Source organism: Corynebacterium tuberculostearicum, from assembly GCF_013408445.1.
Taxonomy (GTDB): Bacteria; Actinomycetota; Actinomycetes; order Mycobacteriales; family Mycobacteriaceae; genus Corynebacterium; species Corynebacterium tuberculostearicum.
Genome location: NZ_JACBZL010000001.1, coordinates 1858138 through 1877619, shown reverse-complemented (window position 1 = coordinate 1877619; position 19482 = coordinate 1858138). Strand labels below are relative to the sequence as shown.

Genomic DNA, 19482 nt, shown 5'->3' with positions numbered 1-19482 from the left:
GATATCTGCGCGCCCACCACCACCTTTAGACCATTCGGTACATGGTGAGTTTACGGGATTAGACAAAGCAGTCTGGAATATTTATACTTCTTTTTATGATCAAACCTGGCCCAGTGTTCACGCGTCCCCGCACACCGGCCGCAAAGTGCCTTCATTTGGTGCGCCTGAACCCGATCATCACCCGGAGCGAGCTGGTGGAAGCCACCGGACTTTCCCAGCCCACCATCACGCGCGCTACTACTTCCCTACTCAACGCGGGCCTCATCCAGGAACGCACCGACCTCACCCAGTCCCGCGGGCGCGGCCGGCCCACCGTGCCGCTTGAGGCGGCCGATAATGACTGGGCACTCGGCGGCATTTCCGTGGGCACCAAACAGACCTACATCGGCCTCTATGACATCAAGGGCCGCACGCTGAGCGAAGAGGAATTGACCACCCCGGTGGCTAACCTCAGCGAAGATGACTTCCTCGAGCACATCATGGCCGGCATCAACCGCATGATGACCAACCTGAACCACCGCCTGGTCTCCCTCGGCGTGACCACCTCCGGCACCGTGGATGATAACGGCCTGGTCACCGCGGAAAACCTCAATTGGCACGGCGTGGACATTACCGAGCGCCTGCGCTTCCAGTTCGGCGTGCCCGTGGTGGTCTCCTCCGCCATCCCGGCCATCCTCGGCTCCGAAACCCAGGCGGCCGAGATTGGCGCCAGCGAGCGCGTCCTGGTCCTCTTCGCAGACGATTCCATCGGCTCCGCCCTCTCCGTAGAGGACGAGGTCAGCCCCATTATTCCCGTGCCTGCAACGCACTCCGAGCTCCTGGGCCACGGCGCCTCCGAGCACCTGCTGGCCACCCAGCACATCCTGGAGGCGATACGCCACGAGGGCGTGGAGGTAGCCTCGCTTGCCGACGCCGCCCAGGTAGCCGACTCCCACCCCGCCGTCCGCGCCATTTTGGACGAGCGCGCCCGCCAGTTGGGCGCCATCACCGCGGAGCTGGTCAAGGCCCACTCCCCGGCCACCGTGGTTATCGCCGGCGGCGCGTTTACCGACGACCCGAAGGCCCCCAAGCAATTCGCCGCCACCGTCCGCGCCTCCGCAGGCGATGAGTTGCAGCTGCGCATGATCCCCAGCCATAAGGAGATTGTCCGCGCGGTAGCCCGCACCGTGGCCACCGACCAGCTCCTGCGCCAACCGCTGGAGCTAGGCCGCTCACTCCAGTGTGCTTAGCACCTCACGTACCGAGTCGATGCCGCGAAAGAGATGGGCATTGAGCCCGCAGTAGCTAGCGCCCTCCACGTAGTCGATGCGGTCATCAAAAAAGTGCGTATCCTTCGGCTGCGCGGAGAGCGCATCCACGGCCACACGATAGGCTTCTGGGTGCGGCTTGGCCACGCCAATATCGCAGCTAAACGTCACCGCCGCACAATCCTCCAGCCACGGCTGCTTCTTTCGCACTTGGCCCGCCAGCGTGGTGGGGATATTGGACAAGATGCCCACGCTATAGCCTTCCCCGATAAGCCCCTTGACCAGCGCCACCATGTCCGGGTCCGCCTCCAGTAGGCCGCTGTTTTCGCACGCTACCGCCTCCGCGACGGGAACCTCCCCCAACCCGGCGCGGGCCGCTACCTCGTTCCAGTAGTGGCTATCGCTAAAGATACCGGCATCGTAGTCCGGCCGATAAAACCCGTAGGCCTCCCACATCGCCTCTGTATTTGGCGGCGCGAGGAGGCGCTCCAAGTCCGCATGGCTTTCTGGGGTGGCCGGGCGCATGAGCACGCCATACATATCAAAGAGGAGTTTGGGCATAACGGGGGCCAGTTTATGCGCGTTTAGGCGCTTGGGTCAGCACGGCCACGATCCCCACGCCCGCACCAGCGACAAAGAGAGGCAGCATCGCAGACGCCTGGTCCATGGACAGGGCGAAGATGCCGCCGATGGCTCCAATGAGCAGCATGCCGCCGAGGCTATAGAGCGAGCGCGTGACTACTCCACGCTTGCCGGCGACGCCATAAACCAGCAGTGCGAGCCCGGCGAAGGGGCCGAGCATCAGCGCCGCAGTGGTGAGAAATACCCCCAAGGCCATGTGCGTGGACATGATTGCTGCTCCCACGATGAGGAAGAGCGCCAGAACTAACAGGGTTATGGCGCACAAAGCCTTGCGTTGCGTTGACATAGAAACAATCCTCCCACCGCACCGCAGTGCTTTGGGAGGATTGAGCTAAATCTTGATGGGTTTGTTATTCACCCACGCGCGCTTAGGCAGCGCCACCATCGGGGCGGCCAGCCAGGCGCTCATCGATGCGCAGCAGGCCAGAGCCGTCATTGCCCACCAGCTTGATCTGGTCCAGAATCTCAGAAACGGTAGCTTCTTCCTCTACCTGCTCGCTCAGGAACCAGTCAACGAGCTGGCGGGATTCCAGATCCTGTGCGTCCAGCGCCGCGCGGGCGATGGTGCGGATCTCCTCGGAAACCTTCTGTTCGTGCTCGAGGGAAGCCTGGAAGGCGTCCTGCGGGTTAGCGGCCTTGACGGAGCCAACCGGGATGTCATTGAGCTCTACGCGGTAGCCGCGGGAGAGCAAGTGGTCCGCAATCTTCTCGGCGTGCTCGCGCTCCTCGGCGGCCTGGCCCATGAACCAATCACGCATGCCCGGGAAGGAGAGGTTATCCATCTCAAAGGCCAGCTGGGTGTAGACCATGGAAGCGCCGTATTCGCTAATAACCTGGTCATTCAACAGGGTTTGCAGCTTCTCGTCCATCGTAAAAACCTTTCTGTGTGGGGAAATTAATTAGTGCTAAGCACCACACTACCGGAGATTCTCCCGCGATCCAGCAAGGTCTACTTAAGTAAACTTGCACGTCATTATGCTTTTTTAGATTGGATAACCTAAGTTAGCCAAGACAAAGCTAGCCCCCAAGCGCGGGCAAAGTTCCCCTAAGAACTCGAGGTCATCGCGGATACTCTGCTTTTATGCCGACGCGAGTCCGCGGCCAGTTCGGTATCTACTACTTGAGCCTTCGCACCCTAGGCTAAAAATGTGATGTTAATCACCCAAGCGGCCGCTCAGGCGATTCAGGCGCTGCGCGCTCGCCCCTTCCAGGCCACGGAACTCTACCTCGATGCCACGCTCGGCGTATTTCTTCTGCACCGCATCCAGCGTCGCCACCGTAGAGGCGTCCCATACCTCGGCCTTGCTCATATCAATCACCACGCGCTGGGTATCCAGCGTGTAATCAAAGGCATAGACCAAATCATTGGAGGAGGCGAAAAAGAGCTGGCCGCGCACCGCATACTCGGCATCGCCTACGTGCTCCACCTCCACCAGGTGGGCCACGCGGCGGGCAAAGCCGATCGAGGCCGCCACCACGCCGAGCACCACGCCCACCGCCAAGTTATGCGTGGCCAGCGTGCCTACCACCGTCACCAGCATCACGAGCGTTTCTGAGAGCGGCATGAGCTTCAGCGTGCGAGGGCGAACCGAATGCCAATCCACCGTCGTTGCGGCGACGATGATCATCACCGCCACCAGTGCGGCCATCGGAATGCGGCCGACGGTCTCGCCGAAGAGCAGGCAGAGGATAAGGAGGAAGGCGCCCGCGAGGAACGTCGACAAGCGCGTGCGCGCCTGGGATGCCTTCACGCCGATCATGGTCTGGCCAATCATGGCGCACACGCCCATGCCGCCAATGGCCGCGGCGAGGATATTGCCCACGCCCTGGCCAAAGGACTCGCGCGTCTTATCGGAGTGGGTATCCGTAATGTCATCGACCAGCTTGGCCGTCAGCAGCGATTCCATCAGGCCCACCAAAGCCATGCCAAAGGCATACGGAGCAATAAGCTGCAGAGTATCCAGGTTCCACGGAATATCCGGCACGAAAAGCCCCGGCAGCGAGGTGGGCAGCTCGCCCTGGTCCGCCACATCGGGGACCTTCCACCCAGCCGCTACCGCAATGATGCTGACCACCAAAATGGTAATCAGCGGGGCTGGAATCACCGTGGTCAACCGCGGTAGCCCCAGCATGATAGCCAGACCAATGGCCACCAGCAGATACACCATCCACGGCACATTAATAAGGTGCGGCAGCTGCGTAGTAAACATCATGATGCCCAGCGCATTGACGAACCCCGTCATCACCGAGCGCGGGATAAAGCGCATGAGCTTAGCGACGCCCACCGCAGCCAGCACCACCTGCATAATTCCCGCCAACAGCACCGCGGCGACCACATAATCATGCCCATGCTCATGCGCGAGCGGAGAGACCACCAGTGCCACCGCACCGGCCGCGGCGGAAATCATCGCCGGCCTGCCGCCAGTAAAGGCGATGGACATGGCCATGACCACGGAGGAAAACAATCCCACCCGCGGATCCAACCCTGCGAGGATGGAAAAGCTTAAGACCTCCGGGATCAAAGCAAGCGCCACCGCCAGTCCGCCAAAAACCTCCTTGCGCAGGCGCGCAGGCGAGGAAAATGCATAGCGGAAACTGGCGATGACGCCGGTAGGAGCAGGCTGTTCTTTAATCACGCCTGCACATCCTAGTGGACTTTAGGAGCCTTCCTTAAACGAGCCATCCGCGGTGATCACGGGCAGCACGGACCAGGCGAAGTTGATCCACTGATCGGTCTTCTTCCACGAGAAGTCCGGCTCAAAAATGGTCTTCGGCTTGGTATAAATGACGGCCGAGCGCACATCGTCTGCGGTTTCCTTGAGCAGGTTAACCACCAGATCGAGGGTCTTGCCGGAGTCCGCGACGTCATCGACAACCAAGACCTTCTTGCCCTTCAGCGAATCCGTATCCAGCTGCGGGGAAAGGATTACAGGCTCATCCAAGGTCTGGCCGATATCGGTGTAGAACTCCACATTGATAGCGCCCATGGCCTTCACGCCGATGGCATAACCAATAGCGCCGGCTGGGATCAGGCCGCCGCGGGCGACGCCCACGATGAGATCTGGGAACCAGCCAGATTCCACAATCTGTTCCGATAGGTTACGGCTCGCCTCGCCGAAGACCTCCCAGGTGAGGTTTTCCCGGTCCGGGTGGATCCAATTTTCAGTCACGATTGTGTGGCTCCTTTTGCGTCATGGGATTTCTTTGTAGTTTAACGAGCATTGCCTGCCAAAGAAAAGGCACCTACCGGAATGGAACCTCGCCCAAAGTCCGGCGCAGCTTGCGAGTGCGCAGGCGCTCCGGATTTTCGGCTAGATGCTCCATCGCACGCACCGCGCACATTACGTGAGCTTCTTTCGAATTGGAGTAGAAGGCCTGCGCCTGGGCCGGCAGCTTCGGCACCGCATGCAATGGCAGGTCAGAGACCGAAAGCAGAGTTCCATAAGGAACGCGGTAGCGGTAACCATTGGCCGCGAGCGTGCACGATTCCATATCGACAGCCACCGCGGTGGAGGTACGCAGCCACTCCCACAAATCCCGGTTAGTGCGCCACTCCCAATTACGATCATCGGTGGAGAGCACCGTACCGGTTCGCATGAGCGAATTATCGTCGCCATATACCGCCTTCACCGCAGACTCGAGCATGCGCTGTACCTCCGGAATCGCCGGGATGGGAGAGGTCGCCGCAACCTTTTGGTCCAAGATGTGGTCATTGCGCTGGTAGGCATTGCCCAAAATCAAATCCCCGATGCGCATGCGCCCATCCATGCCAGCGCAGTGGCCGATCATGATCCAGGCTTCCGGCCGCAGTACCGCCAAGCAATCCGTGATCGTCTTGGCGTTGGAGGGCCCTACACCGATATTGATCATCGTGATGCCATCACCACCGGCAGTGATCAGGTCAAAGCGCGGCATTTGGAAGCGAGAGGTCAAGGTCAGACCATCCACATCGAGGTCCACCGCATCGTTGGGGTGGATGGTCTCGCCATTGGGCAGCACCAAGGCGGTATAACGCGAGTCTTCCCTGGTCAACTCGCGCAAACCGAATTTCACAAACTCGGTGGTGTGCATCGCGTAGTTAGTAAACAAAATGTATTTTTGCACCGTATCGACCTCGATGCCGGTGTAATGCTCAATGCGTGCACACGCGATATCAAAGCGCTGGGCGCCAAAATGAAAAAGCGGCTTTTCCGCACCGTGGAAGGCATCCCATTCGCCATCAATGATTGCATCATTGACCTCATCCAGCGTCGGACGCGGAATAGGCCCGCGTTCCTGCGGGGCTTTCCTTGTGTCCTTGATGTACTCCGGTGGAATGCGCTGGTCGGATTGGCCAACAAAGATATCGCACGGATAATTCCCCGCCAGGCGAGTCAGCTGCTCGTGCAGGTAGTCCCGAATAGTGTGCGGCTTGGAAATTACCGCCGAGTACTTGCCGGCCTCATTGACGTAGCCAAACGGCTCGGAACGATCGATCGGCTGCCATTTGCGGATATCCACCGTGACCTTGGGATAAACCACGTAGCGATAGTCATCTAGGTTTCCTGATTCCAGCGTCTTGCGGGCAAGCTCGCAAGAGTTCTCATAGAGCTCAATCAGGCGATTTACTGCCTCATCAACGGAGTGGACATGCTGCAGGTCGGTCATAGACGTGAGTGTAGCGGGGACTTAGCTGCGCGGCAGCGGTCCGCGCATTTCATTATCAACAACAAGGCGCAGTAAAGCCGAAGGATGCCTAAGCCTGTACTTCTGGGGAGGTAACGAAGCGGTATCCCAATCCGGGTTCAGTGAGCAGGTATTGGGGGTTAGATGGATCGGTTTCCAGTTTGCGGCGCAGCTGCGAGGTATAGATGCGCAGGTAGTGGCTTTGTCCTTCGAAACCCGGACCCCAGATTTCTGCGAGGAGGTCTTCTTTGCGCACTAAACCGCCGTGGGCACGCAGCAGCGTCGTAAGCACGCCCCACTCAGTGGGGGTCAGGTGAAGGGGCTTTCCTGCCTTGGTGATGGAGTGTCGAGGGACGTCGATAAGCACATCGCCCGCCCGCACCATCGTGGCTTCCCGCTGGGCAGATGGATGCTGGGGACTGCCATGCCGCAAAGCCACGCGCACACGAGCCAAGAGCTCTTCCATGGAAAAGGGTTTGGTCACATAATCGTCAGCACCGCGATCTAGAGCCGAGGCACTAAATAGGGGATCGGATCGGGCCGTAAGAATCAGAACGGGGATTGCTGACCATCCACGAATCCCATCGAGGACCTCCCGCCCATCCATATCCGGCAGACCCATATCCAAAATCACCACATCGGGCTGGTGCTGGGAGACCACCTGCAGACCTTCCGCCCCGGTGCTCGCTGAATACACCTCATACCCACGCGCCTTAAAGTTAATGCTCAAGGTGGTGAGCAAACGCGGATCATCATCCACAATGACAATCGTGGCCTTCTTATCAGTCATGGCTTTTCTCCTCCCGCAGCGGGAAACTCAGGATAAAGGTCGCTCCTGGAGTGGCCTCTACGGTGATAGTACCGTCCATGGCCTCCACAAATCCGCGTACGACGGAGAGGCCTAAACCCACCCCGTTGTCATTGCTGGTATCGCCCAAGCGCTGAAAAGCTTGGAAAAGCTCCTGCTGCTTTTCTGGTGAAATTCCCGGCCCTTCATCGCTCACACTCAGCTCCACGCGCTCATCTATAACCTGCGCATCAACGTTGACTGGTCCGCTCGGCGCATAGCGCAAAGCGTTATCGAATAGGTTCGCCAGCACGCGTTCCAGCAAAACGCTATCCGCGCAACAGGTGCGGCCACGGAGTCCAGAACCAATATGAATGCGACCAAGTTGGTCCTTGCTATGTCCAAAGGCACAGGAAGCAATAGCCCGATTGGCTACCTCGTATAACTCCACAGTATCCCGCCGTGCAGTTACCGCTCCTGCACTCAAGCGCGAGTGATCCAATAAGTTGGTCACGAGCAGCGTGAGTTGATCGATGCTAGCTGCGGTTTCCGCCAGCAGTATTTCTTGATCCTCTGGACTGAATTCGATTTCGGAATTCCGCAAAGAGGACACAGCCAGCTTGGCCGTTGCTAGGGGCGTGCGCAGATCGTGGCTCACGCTCGATAGCAGCGCACGACGCAATTCATCAGCGGCAGCAATGGCATCGGCACGTGCGGCTTCAGCCGAAAGCTTGTCGCGGCGCACGATGCCGGCTAAATAGCCTGCCACAACCGCCACCAAAGCACGGTCGCGGGCGGATAACGCTGGGCCTTCCATCACAATCTGGACCGTAGTGTCCTCGCTGGAGACCAACGTTTCTACCTCACGTTTATGAGTCTTTGCGGGGATATGCAGGTGTCTACTTTGCCGGGGCGAGGCCGCCGAAGCGTGCCAGGTAGAGAGTATGTCCCCGGAGGCGTCAAGAAGCACGGCCTTATGGCAGCCGAAGGTCTCTCCTACCTTGCGAAGCACTGCGTCGATGGGAGATACGTCCGCACGGCGGTTGAGGGCTGCGCGGGAAAAGACCGTCAAGAGCTCAGCATCGCGCGTGGCAATGGACGCATTATGGTGCTCTATTTTGGTGCGCCGCACTTGTAGGCCCACGGCCAGGGCAATGGCTACCATGACCACGAGGATGACAGCGTTAGCCGGCTCAGCAATATCGAAGGTGTACAGGGGCTCGGTAAAGAACCAATTGACCGCCAAGCCCGAGGCAAACGCAGTAATTACCGCCGGCCACAGGCCAGCGAGCATGCTCACGAGGAGGATCAGCGCAAAGTAAAAAGCAGAACACGTGCCTGTTCCCAATGCCGAGCCGTCGATGCCTTGCAACAGTGCGGTCAAGGCGATGAAAGCGACAGCCGCGCCCACCCAAGACACCGCCCGGCGCGGAAGGGAATGCAATGGTCGCAGCAGTGGTGAAAGAGGCGAGGGCTTATCGGACGGAAGATTAACAATGTGACAATCAATCTTGCCTGAATCCCGCAACACGGCCTCAGCAACGGTGCCGCGCCAGTGCAGGCCTAAGCGACGCCGTGGTGAAACCCCCAGGACCAGCTGGGTGGCGTTGACGCTGCGGGCAAAATTAAGCAGCGCTTCTGGCACCGAGTCACCGGTGACCTGATGCAAACGGGCACCCACGTCCTGAGCCAAGGATTGTAATTTGGCCAGTTGTTGAGCGGAACCTGCAACAGAAGATTCACCGGAAGAAAAGGAGTCCCCAAAAATTACGTGGACGACATGTAGCTCGGCTGAGGATTTGGACGCGATGCGGCGCCCGCGGCGAATGAGCAGTTCTGCATGCGCGACGTTCTGAATGGCCACAACCACCCGTTCCCGCGCTTCCCAGGTATCAGTAATGTCTTGTTCAGAACGGTAGGATGCGAGAGCCTCATCAACCTGGTCCGCCAACCACAACAGGGCAAGCTCCCGCAATGCAGTCAGATTGCCCACCCTAAAATAATTATTCAAGGCTGGGGCAATGCGCGCTTCTTTATAGATTTGGCCATCACTCAAGCGGGTGCGCAAGAGCTGCGGGGATACATCCACCAACTCGATCTCGTTCGCCGCACGCACCACCTCGTCCGGCACCGTCTCCTGCGGGGAAATACCAGTGATCTGCTTTATTACGTCATTAAGGCTTTCAAGGTGCTGGATGTTCAGGGTAGAAATCACATCGATTCCTGCGGCTAGGAGTTCCTCTACGTCCTCCCAGCGCTTAGCGTGTTCCTCACCGCGCGGATTGGAATGGGCAAATTCATCGACCAGAACGGTTTCCGGCTGGCGCGAGATGATGGCTGCAGTATCGAGTTCTCCGGTGGATAGCCCGGCGGCGTAGCGCCGCGGGATGGTCTCAAGGCCATCACACAGCGCCCGAGTGAATTCGCGCCCATGATCTTCCACGATGCCAATGACCACATCGCGGCCGGCCAGCACAAGGCCGTGCGCCTCGTTGAGCATTGCACAGGTCTTACCAGACCCAGGCGCCGCGCCGAGGTAGATCTTCAAAGCGCCACGCTTGGTGCGCGCCGGAACTTTCTTGTCGTTCATATAGCACTCATCTTATGAGCAGGACGGGGGATTGGGCAGCGCTCGGTTGAGAGTAGTGACGTTAACAGCGTCTTCGCCCAGGAACCCGAGGCTGGCATGCTCCGTGTTGTCCTCGATGAGGCTTCGCACCTCTTCGGTGCTCATCCCCTGTTCTCGTGCGACACGCGGAGCCTGTAGTTCAGCGTACGCAGGGCTAATGCCAGAGTCGACACCAGAGCCAGAACCGGTTACCGCATCGGTAGGAACATCTTCTGGGGCGGCGCCTTCGCGCTTGGCGATGTCCCCGCGCCGCTCCTGCACGGCTTTTTCTAGCTCGGAGCTGCTAGCGCCGTAATTGCTCATGCCTTCGGAACGGGGAAAGAAGTACGGGCCTTCAGTCTGGCCATCTTGGAGCTGGGTCGAGCCAGCTAGGCACTCACCTTGGTAAATGAGGTTGCCCTCGGCCGAGTCCGGCTTGATGCGGGAGATTCCCCACACGGCAGCGGGATAGATCATTCCTAGTGCGACAACGCATAATAGTACGGCTACGAATCCAGCGGCGAGGTTACGAAAATAGACACGCATTTTTGGTCCTTCTTTTTCTATATACCTGGAAGCAGGTTGACTACCTGGTCAATCAGCCAGATGCCTAGGAATGGGGTGATAACGCCGCCCAGGCCCCAGATGCCCAGGTTACGGCGGAGCAGGGACGAAGCAGAGGCCGGCTTATAGGCCACGCCCTTGAGCGCCAATGGGATAAGAGCAACGATGATGAGCGCGTTGAATACGACTGCAGACACAATGGCGGATTGCGGCGAGTGCAGGTGCATCACGTTGAGGCGCTCAAGGTGCGGAAGCTGGGTAGAAAACAGGGCCGGCAAGATGGCGAAGTACTTCGCTAAGTCATTGGCCAAAGAGAAGGTGGTGAGCGCCCCACGGGTGATGAGCAACTGCTTGCCAATGCGCACGACATCGATAAGTTTGGTCGGATCAGAATCCAAGTCCACCATGTTGGCGGCTTCTTTCGCTGCAGAGGTACCAGTATTCATGGCCACGCCCACGTCCGCCTGCGCCAGCGCCGGCGCATCGTTGGTACCGTCACCGGTCATAGCGACCATGCGGCCGTGCGCCTGCTCCTCGCGGATCCTGGCCAGCTTGTCTTCTGGGGTGGCCTCCGCGATGTAATCGTCGACGCCTGCCTCTTGAGCAATGGCCGCTGCCGTCAACGGGTTATCGCCGGTCACCATGATGGTTTTGATGCCCATCTGGCGCAGTTCGGCGAAGCGCTCCGCCATGCCCGGCTTGACGACGTCACTGAGCTGCACCACCGCAATAACCCTGCGGGTGCCGTCGGATTCTTCCACAGCAACGGGCAGCGGGGTTCCACCACCTTCAGCAATCTGGGTCACGGAGTCTTCAATTTCTTGCGGCCAGTGGCCACCCGCCTCGGTTACCCACCGGCGTACAGCATCGCCGGCGCCTTTACGCAGCTTTCGGCCTCTGAGGTCAAGCCCAGACATGCGGGTAGAAGCGCTAAATGGAATGACCTCAGCGGTCTTTTCTTCCTCTCCTGCTGCGGTAGAAAGGTGGTAGTTTTCAGTCAACCACGACACGATGGAGCGCCCCTCTGGGGTCTCATCGGCAACCGAAGCAACGCGGGCTATCTCCGCAGCTTCCTGCTCATCGACACCGTGCGCAACGATAAGCCCGGTGGCCTGCCGGTTGCCATAGGTGATGGTGCCGGTTTTATCCATGAGTAGGGTCGCTACGTCGCCCGCCGCCTCCACCGCTCGTCCGGACGTAGCCAGAACATTGTGGTGCACGAGGCGGTTCATTCCCGCGATTCCCACCGCAGATAGCAGGGCAGCGATGGTGGTTGGGATGAGGCAGACCAACAGGGCCACCAGCGAGAGCGGGGAGAGCTCCGCGCCGGTAAACAACCCCATTGGGGCCAGTGCGGTAACCGCAATGAGGAAGAGAATAGTCAGGGTAGACAGGAGGATGCTCAGCGCGATCTCATTCGGGGTCTTGCGGCGCTCCGCTCCCTCCACCAAGGCAATCATCGTATCGACGAAGGTAGATCCCGGCTCCGAGGTGATCCGTACCAAGATGGAATCAGACAAGACCACGGTACCGCCGGTTACAGCACAGCGATCGCCGCCGGCCTCGCGAACCACGGGAGCAGACTCGCCGGTAATGGCAGATTCATCGACGGTTGCCGCGCCTTCAATGACGTCGCCGTCGCCCGGGATCGTCTCTCCGGCTTCCACGCGCACGATAGCGCCCTTGGTGAGCTCAGAAGCGGCAATGACCTCGATGCCGCCATCGGTGACCAGGTTAGCGGTGGCGTCATCGCGCACGGCGCGCAAGCTATCCGCTTGGGCTTTGCCGCGGCCTTCGGCATATGCCTCAGCAAACGCGGCGAACGCAATGGTAAACCACAACCATACGGTCACCACCCAGCCATAAACGCTGGGGCTAAAGATGGACCACAGGGTAGTCAGCGCGGCGCCTACCCACACCACGAACATGACGGGGTTGCGGGCTTGGGCGAGTGGGGACATCTTGTGCGGCAACGACTTTAACGCTGCCGCAGCCAACCCACTGGTTTTGGTGGCAGGGCGCTGAGGAGTGCGTTGCTCAGTGGTCATAGTTGGTGTTGTCATGAGAGTGCCTCCGAAATGGGACCCAAGGTAAGAACGGGGAAGAAGGTAAGGGCGGCGACCAACACAATGACGCCGATGGTAAGCAGCGCGAAGGTCACACCGGACGTCGGCAAGCTGCCGGCGGTAGTGGCCTGCCGGCGTTGACCGGCTAGGCTGCCCGCCAAGTACAGGGTGAAAACGATGGGGAGGAAGCGGCCCAGCAGCATGGCGATACCGAGGGTGACTTGCCACCAGGGCTCGGTTACCGTCAGGCCGGCGAAGGCCGAGCCGTTATTATTCGAGGCCGAGGTAAAGGCATAGAGCACCTCGGAGAGACCGTGCGCGTTATCTGGGGTTCCTGGCGCGCCGAAGTTGGTCGCGGAACGCTCCACCAGCTTGCGCTGAGCCACCGATGCCCCCACGCCTACCAGGACGAGGACCGGCATGGTGAGGATGTATAAGCTCACCGCGGAGATTTCCTTGCGGCCGACCTTATTGCCCATGAACTCCGGTGTGCGCCCAACGAGCAGGCCGCCGATAAATACGGCGAGGATTGCTACCATCAGCAGACCGTAGAGACCCGTGCCCACGCCGCCTGGTGCAATTTCGCCCAGGAGCATATTGAGGATCAACAAGCCGCCACCCAATGGTGAGTAGCTATCGTGCATCGAATCGACCGCACCGGTAGAAGTGCCCGTGGTAGACACCGCAAAGAGTGCGGAAGCGTCAATACCTAGGCGCTGTTCGATGCCCTCCAAGTTGCCGCCCGCAGCCTGAGCTGCCGCACCGGTGGTAGTGTGCTGTGCCCATACCACCAAGGCAACCATAACGGTCCAGATGCCGCCGATGACGCCAAGCAGGGTCCAGGCATGTTTTTGCGATTTCAGCATTACCCCATAGGCACGGATAAAGCAGAAAGAGATAACCAGCAAAGAAAAGATTTCCACGAGGTTGGTAAAACCAGTGGGGTTCTCAAAAGGGTGCGCCGAGTTGGCGCCGAAGATGCCACCACCATTGGTTCCCAGCAATTTAATTGCTTCCTGGCTAGCCACCGGAGCGCGCGGAATATCCACGCCCGCGGAGCTCACCAGGTTGGACCCGAAGGTTTGCATGGTTCCGCCCAAGATAAGGACGAAGGAAATCAATAGTGAAAGCGGCAAAAGAATGCGCACCAAACCGCGGGTGAGGTCAACCCAGAAATTTCCGATGAGGTGCTGTCCGCTCTCAGAGCCCAGCTTGTCTCGGCTATATCCCAAGTGACCGATACCGCGAATGAGCGCAACCGCCACACACATGCCGACAGCCGCGGAGGCGAAGTTCTGGACGGTCAGGCCAAGCATCTGCGCAGCATTGGTCAGGGTTTCTTCGCCCGAATAGGACTGCCAGTTGGTATTGGACACGAATGACGCCGCGGTATTAAACGCCATCCACGGTTCCACCGCTGCGGAGCGGGGATTTCCAAAGCTAGGCACAACGGTTTGTAGGCGCTGCACCGCGTAAAGCACGAGTACGGATGCCAAGCTGAAACCAAGCAATGCACGGCTGTAATTCTTGCTGTTATGCCCGCGGTTTGGGTCAACGCGCAGGACTTTATACACCGCACGCTCTACTGCCCAGTCCTTTTCAGAGGTGTAGCTGCGTGCGATCCAGTTGCCCAAAGGAACATATGCCGCCGCGAGCAAAACGACGAGGGCGAGGAACTGCGGTAATACCGCCCCAATGCCGGCGATCATGCGAAACGCTCCGGATCAACTAAGGAAATGATGAGGTAGGTCACCAACGCCACAACAATGACGAGGCCAATGACCGCTGTAATGGTGTTCATGGTTATGCATCACCGTCCAAAAGCTCGTTGAGGACGGAGGGACAGCCAACCGTCAGGATGGCTATCAGGATTGCCACGATGTCCAACATGTGGAAAACCCCCTTGTGCGAGTGAAACTTTCCTGTGCCTGACAGGTATTCCTGCCAGGTGCCGGTACCAAGGCAGCACCTGCTACGCACAAACGTTAGGACCACACCCCCGCTGCCCTAGGCAATCTTTGCGCTATCTTTACGCCTCCCGCTCGCAATTTTTATATTTCCTTTACACCCCTTTTTGCGCCACCTTTTCTTCAGGCCGGGAACCGCCCTTTATCCACAACGAAGGCCCGCCGACAGCACATCAGCGGGCCTTCTCCCCATGACTAATCTCTCGGTACCCAAGGAGGGAGTGGAGCGCACCCTCCTGCAAGCACCGCCCGTGATTAGGCAAGCCTAAGTTTATAAACCTTTCGTAGGATGGTCAAGGGTTTGTCCATAAATTTCTTCACCCCTGATAAAAACACAGTTAACCTGCAATAACGAGTACAATCCGGAACCATGGCTGAGTTGAAATCCACCATTTCCGAGCAACTCCGCAAATTCTGGCGTGCCAATGAGAAGGAATTGACCGATTCCCCGCGTCGCGGCATCGCCTCCCCTGCCGAAGCCACAGCACTACGCGAGGAGGTCGCGGCCGAGATTGCGGACCTCATCAAAGCCCAGAAGATCAAGACCAGCCCCGGCGATACCGCCCTCGACGCCGATGCCGCCGCTACCCTTCCCCTTGGTGCCCGCATTAAGCCGCGCGGCGTCTTTGAAGATGACTGGAGCGCGCGTCCCACCGCACAGCGCCCCTGGCCAGTCATCCTCATCCACGGCACCTGCGATACCAAAGGCGTATGGCAGCTCCTAGGCAATGAACTGCGCCAGGACGGCTGGGCCGTCTTCGCCCCCGATTATGGGCACCGCGCTACCCAGCCCCTCGCGGAATCCGCGAAGGAGCTTGGCGCCTATATTGATGTCGTGCGCGCAGTCACCGGCGCGGACAAGGTCATCCTCATCGGCCACTCGCAGGGCGGGCTGCTTGCCCGCTATTGGATGCGAATGATTGGCGGCGCCGAAAACGTCCTGCACCTGATGTGCATCAGCGCGCCGAACCACGGCACCACTTATGGCGGCATCGCCAGCCGCCTCATTCGCACCCCGCGCCAAGAAGCGGTCCTGCGCTCCATCATTGATGGCTGGTTTGGGCCGGCGGGCATGGACCAGGTCGTCGGCAGTGAGGCGCTGCGCGAAACCAACCGGGACGGCGATCTGGAATCCGGCGTGAGCTATACCTGCATTGCCACCCGGTCTGATGCCGTCGTGGTCCCACCCGAGACCTGCTTCCTCGACCCCCGCGGCGTCGCAGAGGGCACGGTTCGCAATATCTATGTCCAAGACTTCGACCGCCGCGCGATGGTCATGCACGAGGATATGCCGATGGATAAGCGCGTCTGCGCCATCGTGCGCACCATTTTGGAACTGGTGGAAAGCATCCCGCGCTAGTTATAGCCCCAGCTCATCGAGCAGCGCATCGAAGGCGGGACCTACCTGCGTGCGCCACAGCGTATCCACCTTCTGATCGCCCCGGCCGGGCCCGCCATTGATGACGGCCACGCGCTTGCCCTGCTTCTTTGCCTCCAGCACAAAGCGGTATCCGCTCATAACCGCCAGCGAGGAGCCAGCAACCATCAGCGAGCGGGCCTGGCCTAGCACGGCAAAAGCGGCATCGCGGCGCTCGGGCGGCACGGGCTCACCAAAGTAGACCACGTCCGGCTTCAATAATGCAGAACCACAGCGCTCGCACCCTGCCATGCGGAACGCAGCCACGTCAGCTTCATCAAGCGTCACGTCACCGTCCGGGTTCACTTGGTCCGCCTCCACGACGAGGCGCTCCAAGTACCCCGGATTTGCTGCGGCCAAGCGCGCATCGAAGTGCGGCCGCGCCTCCCGCTGCCCACACATTAAGCACACGACGGTTTCCATGTCGCCATGCAGTGCCACCAAGTTCGCGGTCCCTGCCTGTTTATGCAGTCCATCAACGTTTTGCGTGACCACACCATTGACCAGCCCGGCGCGCTCTAATTCCACGAGCGCATAGTGCGTGCGGTTCGGCACCGCGGAATCCATGACTCGCCACCCCACAAAGCTACGGGCCCAATACCTATGGCTCGCGGCCGGGTCGTGGCGAAATTCCTGATAGGTCATCGGCCGGTGCCTACTAAGGGAGCCGCGCGGGCCCCGATAATCCGGCACGCCCGACTCCGTAGACACACCTGCCCCGGTTAGCACCATCACTGGGCCCTCGCGCAGCTGCTTTACGACGTCCCCTAAAGCCTTCCCTTCCTCCGTATGCGGCGCCGATTCCTCTACCACTCGGGCGATCGAGCGCAGCGCGGACTGGTGAGCAAGGGAGACGGCTGGATCCATGCCCCCGATGCTAGCTTTCGGGCAAGTGCTCTACATATAGCCACTCCGAATCCAGCTCCCCGTGGCGCGAGCACGTGGTGTGCCAGCCATCGGGGCGCACCTGGGCCACCATGCGGCGGCCACAGATCTGGCAATAACGCGGCACGTCGAGGCCGGCTGCGGCCGCCGGGTGCAGCGTGAAGACCTCTTCGATCGGCTTGCCGGTATTCGGATGAAAAATCGGCTCATCTCCAGCCAGCACGGCGGCAGCCAATTCGGATGTTGGCTCGGATAAACCAGGCACTACAGGGCCTTAATCGGCAGGTCGATGCGGTGCAACATGTCCACATCCTTTTCAATCTGCTGGCCCAGAGTGGTCAGGTAGTTGCCGGCGATAATGGCGTTGATGCCGCCGAGGAGGCCGCGCTCAGTGCCGTCGTCGCCAAGCGAAAGCTCGCGGCCACCAGCAAAACGCAAGGTGGTAGACGGCATGGCCAGGCGGAACGCCGCCACGGCGCGCAGGCCCTCACCCAAGGGAACCAGCGGGCGATCCGCGAAGGGGGTGCCCGGGCGCGGATCAAGGAAGTTCATCGGTACCTCGCACGGATCAATCTCTGCCAGCTGCGCGGCGAACTCGGCGCGCTGCTCCAGGGACTCGCCCATGCCGATGATGCCGCCGCAGCAGACCTCCATGCCTACCTCGCGCACATAATCGAGGGTCTGCTTGCGCTCCTCCCAGGTGTGGGTGGTGACCACATTAGGGAAGAAGGAGCGGGAGGTCTCCAGGTTGTGGTTATAGCGCTGCGCGCCCATATCCTTCAGGCGCTGCGCCTGCTCGCGGGTCAGGGTGCCCAGCGAGCAAGAAATCTCGATATCGACGGCGTCATTAATCGCGGCAATCGCCTCGCCCACCTGGTCCAGCAAGCGATCGTCCGGCGACTTCACCGCGGCGACGATGCAGAACTCGGTGGCGCCGGACTTAGCGGTCTTCTGCGCCGCCTCCACCAGCTCCGGGATGTTCAGGCGCACGGCGCGCACCGGGGACTCAAAAAGACCGGACTGGGAACAGAAGTGGCAATCCTCTGGGCAGCCGCCGGTCTTAATGGAGATAATGCCTTCCACCGATACGTCCGGGCCACACCACTTCAGGCGGGTCTGGTGGGCAATATCGGCGATCTCCTCCAGCTGGGAATCCGGAACCTGCAATACCTGCAGTAGCTCTTCCTGGTTGAGGCCTTTGCCTTGCCCCAGGGCTTTCTCACGGGCGATGTCAACGATGCTCATGGTGCTAAACCCTACTTGAACGGCGTTCAACTTTGGTTAAAACCACATATAAATCTGTACGGAACTACCCTCGGGGGCATGACGCTTTATGATGACACCCTCTCCCTCCTCCAAGAGCTGATCCGCAATGCCTGCGTTAATGACCTCACGCCAGACTCCGGCCACGAGGTGCGCAATGCGGATAGCCTGGAAAAATTCTTCGCAGGTGAAGACGTGCAGATTGAGCGCTTCGAATCCCACCCAGGCCGCGTTTCCATCGTGGTGACCGTCCCCGGCGATCCGGACCAGGAACCGCTCACCCTCATGGGCCACACGGACGTCGTCCCCGTGGACGAGCCGAAGTGGACCAAGCCGCCTTTCGAGGCGCTTATCGAGGACGGCAAGCTCTACGGCCGCGGTTCCGTAGACATGCTGTTTATTACCGCCACCATGGCCGCCGTCACGCGCGAGGTCGCCCGCGCCGGTAACACGGGCGGTACCCTCGCCTTCGTCGGCATGGCCGATGAAGAAGCCCGCGGCGGGCTCGGCGTGCGCTTCATGTCCGAGAACCACCCCGATGCCTTTTCCTGGAAGAACTGCCTGTCTGAGACCGGCGGCAGCCATCTGCCCGGCGCGGTGGGCTTCAACGTGGGCGAAAAGGGCGCCGGCCAGCGCCGCCTGCACGTACATGGCGATGCCGGCCATGGCTCTACTCCTTATGGCAAGGACTTTGCCATCGTGAAGATCGGCGAGGTGGCCCGCCGCATCGCAACTGCTGAGCCGCCCACGGCCTCTAATGAGATCTGGGAGGGCTTTGTGCGCACCTTCAAGTTTGACCCCCAGACCGAGCAGGAGCTTATCGACGGCACCGGTGACTACTCCAAGTTCGGCAACCTCGACGCCTATGCCCACGCCTTTAGCCACACCACCATCGCCGAGACCGTCCTGCGCGCTGGCGGTGCCATCAACGTGCTGCCTTCACATGCCTACCTGGAAATGGATGTGCGTCCCTTCCCCGGCCAAACCCAAGAGGATCTGGATGACTTCTTGCGCAGCGCGCTAGGGGACATGGCCGATGAGGTAGAAATCGAACACCTCATTACCGAAGATGCCACGCAATCCTCCACCGATACCGAGCTATGGCGGGCGATTGAGGCCACCTCCAAGGAATTCTTCCCCAACAAGGCCGTTGTCCCTGTTCACGCCACCGGCGGCTCGGATCTGCGCTTCGCCCGCCGCAAGGGTGGCAATGCCTATGGCTTTGCCATGCACGCCGAGGGCCGCGATATGGCCAGTGCCAATTCGCAGCTGCACAGCCACGACGAGCACCTCTACCTAGAAGACCTCGAACTCACCGTGCGCGCTTACCGCAGCCTGGTCAATCGCTTCCTAGGCCTGTCACAGGAGTAA

General features: G+C 59.9%; 18 protein-coding genes. 3 read left to right on the top strand and 15 right to left on the bottom strand.

All coding sequences use genetic code 11. The features are described from left to right. Nucleotides 1-95: 95 nt before the first annotated feature. Nucleotides 96-1229, top strand: coding sequence for an ROK family transcriptional regulator (locus tag BJ985_RS08775; protein WP_179387233.1), 1134 nt, complete (start codon nt 96-98; stop codon nt 1227-1229). Here the strand turns inward: BJ985_RS08775 and BJ985_RS08770 are convergent. From BJ985_RS08770 to kdpF, 12 genes are all read right to left on the bottom strand, one after another. Then, nucleotides 1212-1808: an HAD-IA family hydrolase gene (locus tag BJ985_RS08770; protein ID WP_179387232.1), complete on the bottom strand. Its 597-nt coding sequence runs from the start codon at nt 1806-1808 to the stop codon at nt 1212-1214. The genes BJ985_RS08775 and BJ985_RS08770 overlap by 18 nt on opposite strands. Nucleotides 1809-1821: 13 nt before the next feature. Then, nucleotides 1822-2175 (bottom strand): hypothetical protein, encoded by a 354-nt coding sequence (locus BJ985_RS08765; RefSeq protein WP_179387231.1) that lies wholly within the window; start codon nt 2173-2175, stop codon nt 1822-1824. 82 nt (nt 2176-2257) lie between these two features. Continuing rightward, nucleotides 2258-2758 carry a ferritin gene (locus BJ985_RS08760; protein ID WP_179387230.1) on the bottom strand — a complete coding sequence of 167 codons (501 nt, stop codon included), beginning with the start codon at nt 2756-2758 and terminating at the stop codon, nt 2258-2260. A 285-nt stretch (nt 2759-3043) separates the two neighbouring features. Continuing rightward, entirely contained in the window at nt 3044-4525 is a 1482-nt protein-coding gene (locus tag BJ985_RS08755) for a SulP family inorganic anion transporter (protein ID WP_179387229.1), read from the bottom strand. A gap of 21 nt (nt 4526-4546) precedes the next feature. Beyond that, complete coding sequence (locus tag BJ985_RS08750) at nt 4547-5059, bottom strand: phosphoribosyltransferase (protein WP_150851023.1); 513 nt, start codon at nt 5057-5059, stop codon at nt 4547-4549. Nucleotides 5060-5132: 73 nt separating this feature from the next. Beyond that, entirely contained in the window at nt 5133-6536 is a 1404-nt protein-coding gene (amn, locus tag BJ985_RS08745) for an AMP nucleosidase (RefSeq protein ID WP_179387228.1), read from the bottom strand. A gap of 88 nt (nt 6537-6624) precedes the next feature. Beyond that, nucleotides 6625-7344 carry a response regulator gene (locus BJ985_RS08740; protein ID WP_179387227.1) on the bottom strand — a complete coding sequence of 240 codons (720 nt, stop codon included), beginning with the start codon at nt 7342-7344 and terminating at the stop codon, nt 6625-6627. Then, the gene (locus BJ985_RS08735; RefSeq protein ID WP_179387226.1) at nt 7337-9931 is read right to left on the bottom strand and encodes an ATP-binding protein; all 2595 of its coding nucleotides are present in this window, start codon (nt 9929-9931) and stop codon (nt 7337-7339) included. The genes BJ985_RS08740 and BJ985_RS08735 overlap by 8 nt, the downstream gene beginning before the upstream one ends. A 12-nt stretch (nt 9932-9943) precedes the next feature. Continuing rightward, nucleotides 9944-10495 (bottom strand): potassium-transporting ATPase subunit C, encoded by a 552-nt coding sequence (locus BJ985_RS08730; protein WP_049358996.1) that lies wholly within the window; start codon nt 10493-10495, stop codon nt 9944-9946. A gap of 17 nt (nt 10496-10512) precedes the next feature. Then, nucleotides 10513-12576: a potassium-transporting ATPase subunit KdpB gene (gene kdpB / locus BJ985_RS08725; protein ID WP_179387225.1), complete on the bottom strand. Its 2064-nt coding sequence runs from the start codon at nt 12574-12576 to the stop codon at nt 10513-10515. Next, nucleotides 12573-14288 carry a potassium-transporting ATPase subunit KdpA gene (gene kdpA / locus BJ985_RS08720; RefSeq protein ID WP_049358998.1) on the bottom strand — a complete coding sequence of 572 codons (1716 nt, stop codon included), beginning with the start codon at nt 14286-14288 and terminating at the stop codon, nt 12573-12575. The genes kdpB and kdpA overlap by 4 nt, the downstream gene beginning before the upstream one ends. Further along, nucleotides 14285-14380 (bottom strand): K(+)-transporting ATPase subunit F, encoded by a 96-nt coding sequence (gene kdpF, locus BJ985_RS08715; RefSeq protein ID WP_005328272.1) that lies wholly within the window; start codon nt 14378-14380, stop codon nt 14285-14287. Before kdpF ends, kdpA begins: the two co-directional genes overlap by 4 nt. A 536-nt stretch (nt 14381-14916) precedes the next feature. Between kdpF and BJ985_RS08710 the strand changes: the two genes are divergently transcribed. After that, the gene (locus tag BJ985_RS08710; RefSeq protein WP_179387224.1) at nt 14917-15906 is read left to right on the top strand and encodes an esterase/lipase family protein; all 990 of its coding nucleotides are present in this window, start codon (nt 14917-14919) and stop codon (nt 15904-15906) included. On the opposite strand, the gene BJ985_RS08705 is transcribed toward BJ985_RS08710, so the two are convergent. From BJ985_RS08705 to bioB, 3 genes are read right to left on the bottom strand one after another with little or no spacing between them, the layout of a single operon-like run. Further along, nucleotides 15907-16830: a Sir2 family NAD-dependent protein deacetylase gene (locus tag BJ985_RS08705; RefSeq protein WP_179387223.1), complete on the bottom strand. Its 924-nt coding sequence runs from the start codon at nt 16828-16830 to the stop codon at nt 15907-15909. Nucleotides 16831-16840: 10 nt separating this feature from the next. Then, on the bottom strand, nt 16841-17113 hold the full coding sequence (gene bsaP, locus BJ985_RS08700) for a biotin synthase auxiliary protein BsaP (RefSeq protein ID WP_005328279.1): 273 nt from the start codon (nt 17111-17113) through the stop codon (nt 16841-16843). Further along, nucleotides 17113-18093: a biotin synthase BioB gene (gene bioB / locus BJ985_RS08695; RefSeq protein WP_179387222.1), complete on the bottom strand. Its 981-nt coding sequence runs from the start codon at nt 18091-18093 to the stop codon at nt 17113-17115. Before bioB ends, bsaP begins: the two co-directional genes overlap by 1 nt. A gap of 78 nt (nt 18094-18171) precedes the next feature. On the opposite strand from bioB, the gene BJ985_RS08690 reads away from it, so the two are divergent. Continuing rightward, nucleotides 18172-19482, top strand: coding sequence for a M20/M25/M40 family metallo-hydrolase (locus BJ985_RS08690; RefSeq protein ID WP_179387221.1), 1311 nt, complete (start codon nt 18172-18174; stop codon nt 19480-19482).

Excerpts from the sequence above, each read along its gene's own strand:
- BJ985_RS08740 (WP_179387227.1), bottom strand. The coding sequence starts at position 7,344 with ATGACTGATAAGAAGGCCACGATTGTCATTGTGGATGATGATCCGCGT.
- BJ985_RS08705 (WP_179387223.1), bottom strand. The coding sequence starts at position 16,830 with ATGGATCCAGCCGTCTCCCTTGCTCACCAGTCCGCGCTGCGCTCGATC.
- kdpA (WP_049358998.1), bottom strand. The coding sequence starts at position 14,288 with ATGATCGCCGGCATTGGGGCGGTATTACCGCAGTTCCTCGCCCTCGTC.
- BJ985_RS08710 (WP_179387224.1), top strand. The coding sequence starts at position 14,917 with ATGGCTGAGTTGAAATCCACCATTTCCGAGCAACTCCGCAAATTCTGG.
- kdpF (WP_005328272.1), bottom strand. The coding sequence starts at position 14,380 with ATGAACACCATTACAGCGGTCATTGGCCTCGTCATTGTTGTGGCGTTG.
- BJ985_RS08690 (WP_179387221.1), top strand. The coding sequence starts at position 18,172 with ATGACGCTTTATGATGACACCCTCTCCCTCCTCCAAGAGCTGATCCGC.
- BJ985_RS08765 (WP_179387231.1), bottom strand. The coding sequence starts at position 2,175 with ATGTCAACGCAACGCAAGGCTTTGTGCGCCATAACCCTGTTAGTTCTG.
- BJ985_RS08775 (WP_179387233.1), top strand. The coding sequence starts at position 96 with ATGATCAAACCTGGCCCAGTGTTCACGCGTCCCCGCACACCGGCCGCA.
- BJ985_RS08730 (WP_049358996.1), bottom strand. The coding sequence starts at position 10,495 with ATGCGTGTCTATTTTCGTAACCTCGCCGCTGGATTCGTAGCCGTACTA.
- bioB (WP_179387222.1), bottom strand. The coding sequence starts at position 18,093 with ATGAGCATCGTTGACATCGCCCGTGAGAAAGCCCTGGGGCAAGGCAAA.
- BJ985_RS08735 (WP_179387226.1), bottom strand. The coding sequence starts at position 9,931 with ATGAACGACAAGAAAGTTCCGGCGCGCACCAAGCGTGGCGCTTTGAAG.
- amn (WP_179387228.1), bottom strand. The coding sequence starts at position 6,536 with ATGACCGACCTGCAGCATGTCCACTCCGTTGATGAGGCAGTAAATCGC.
- BJ985_RS08760 (WP_179387230.1), bottom strand. The coding sequence starts at position 2,758 with ATGGACGAGAAGCTGCAAACCCTGTTGAATGACCAGGTTATTAGCGAA.
- BJ985_RS08770 (WP_179387232.1), bottom strand. The coding sequence starts at position 1,808 with ATGCCCAAACTCCTCTTTGATATGTATGGCGTGCTCATGCGCCCGGCC.
- kdpB (WP_179387225.1), bottom strand. The coding sequence starts at position 12,576 with ATGACAACACCAACTATGACCACTGAGCAACGCACTCCTCAGCGCCCT.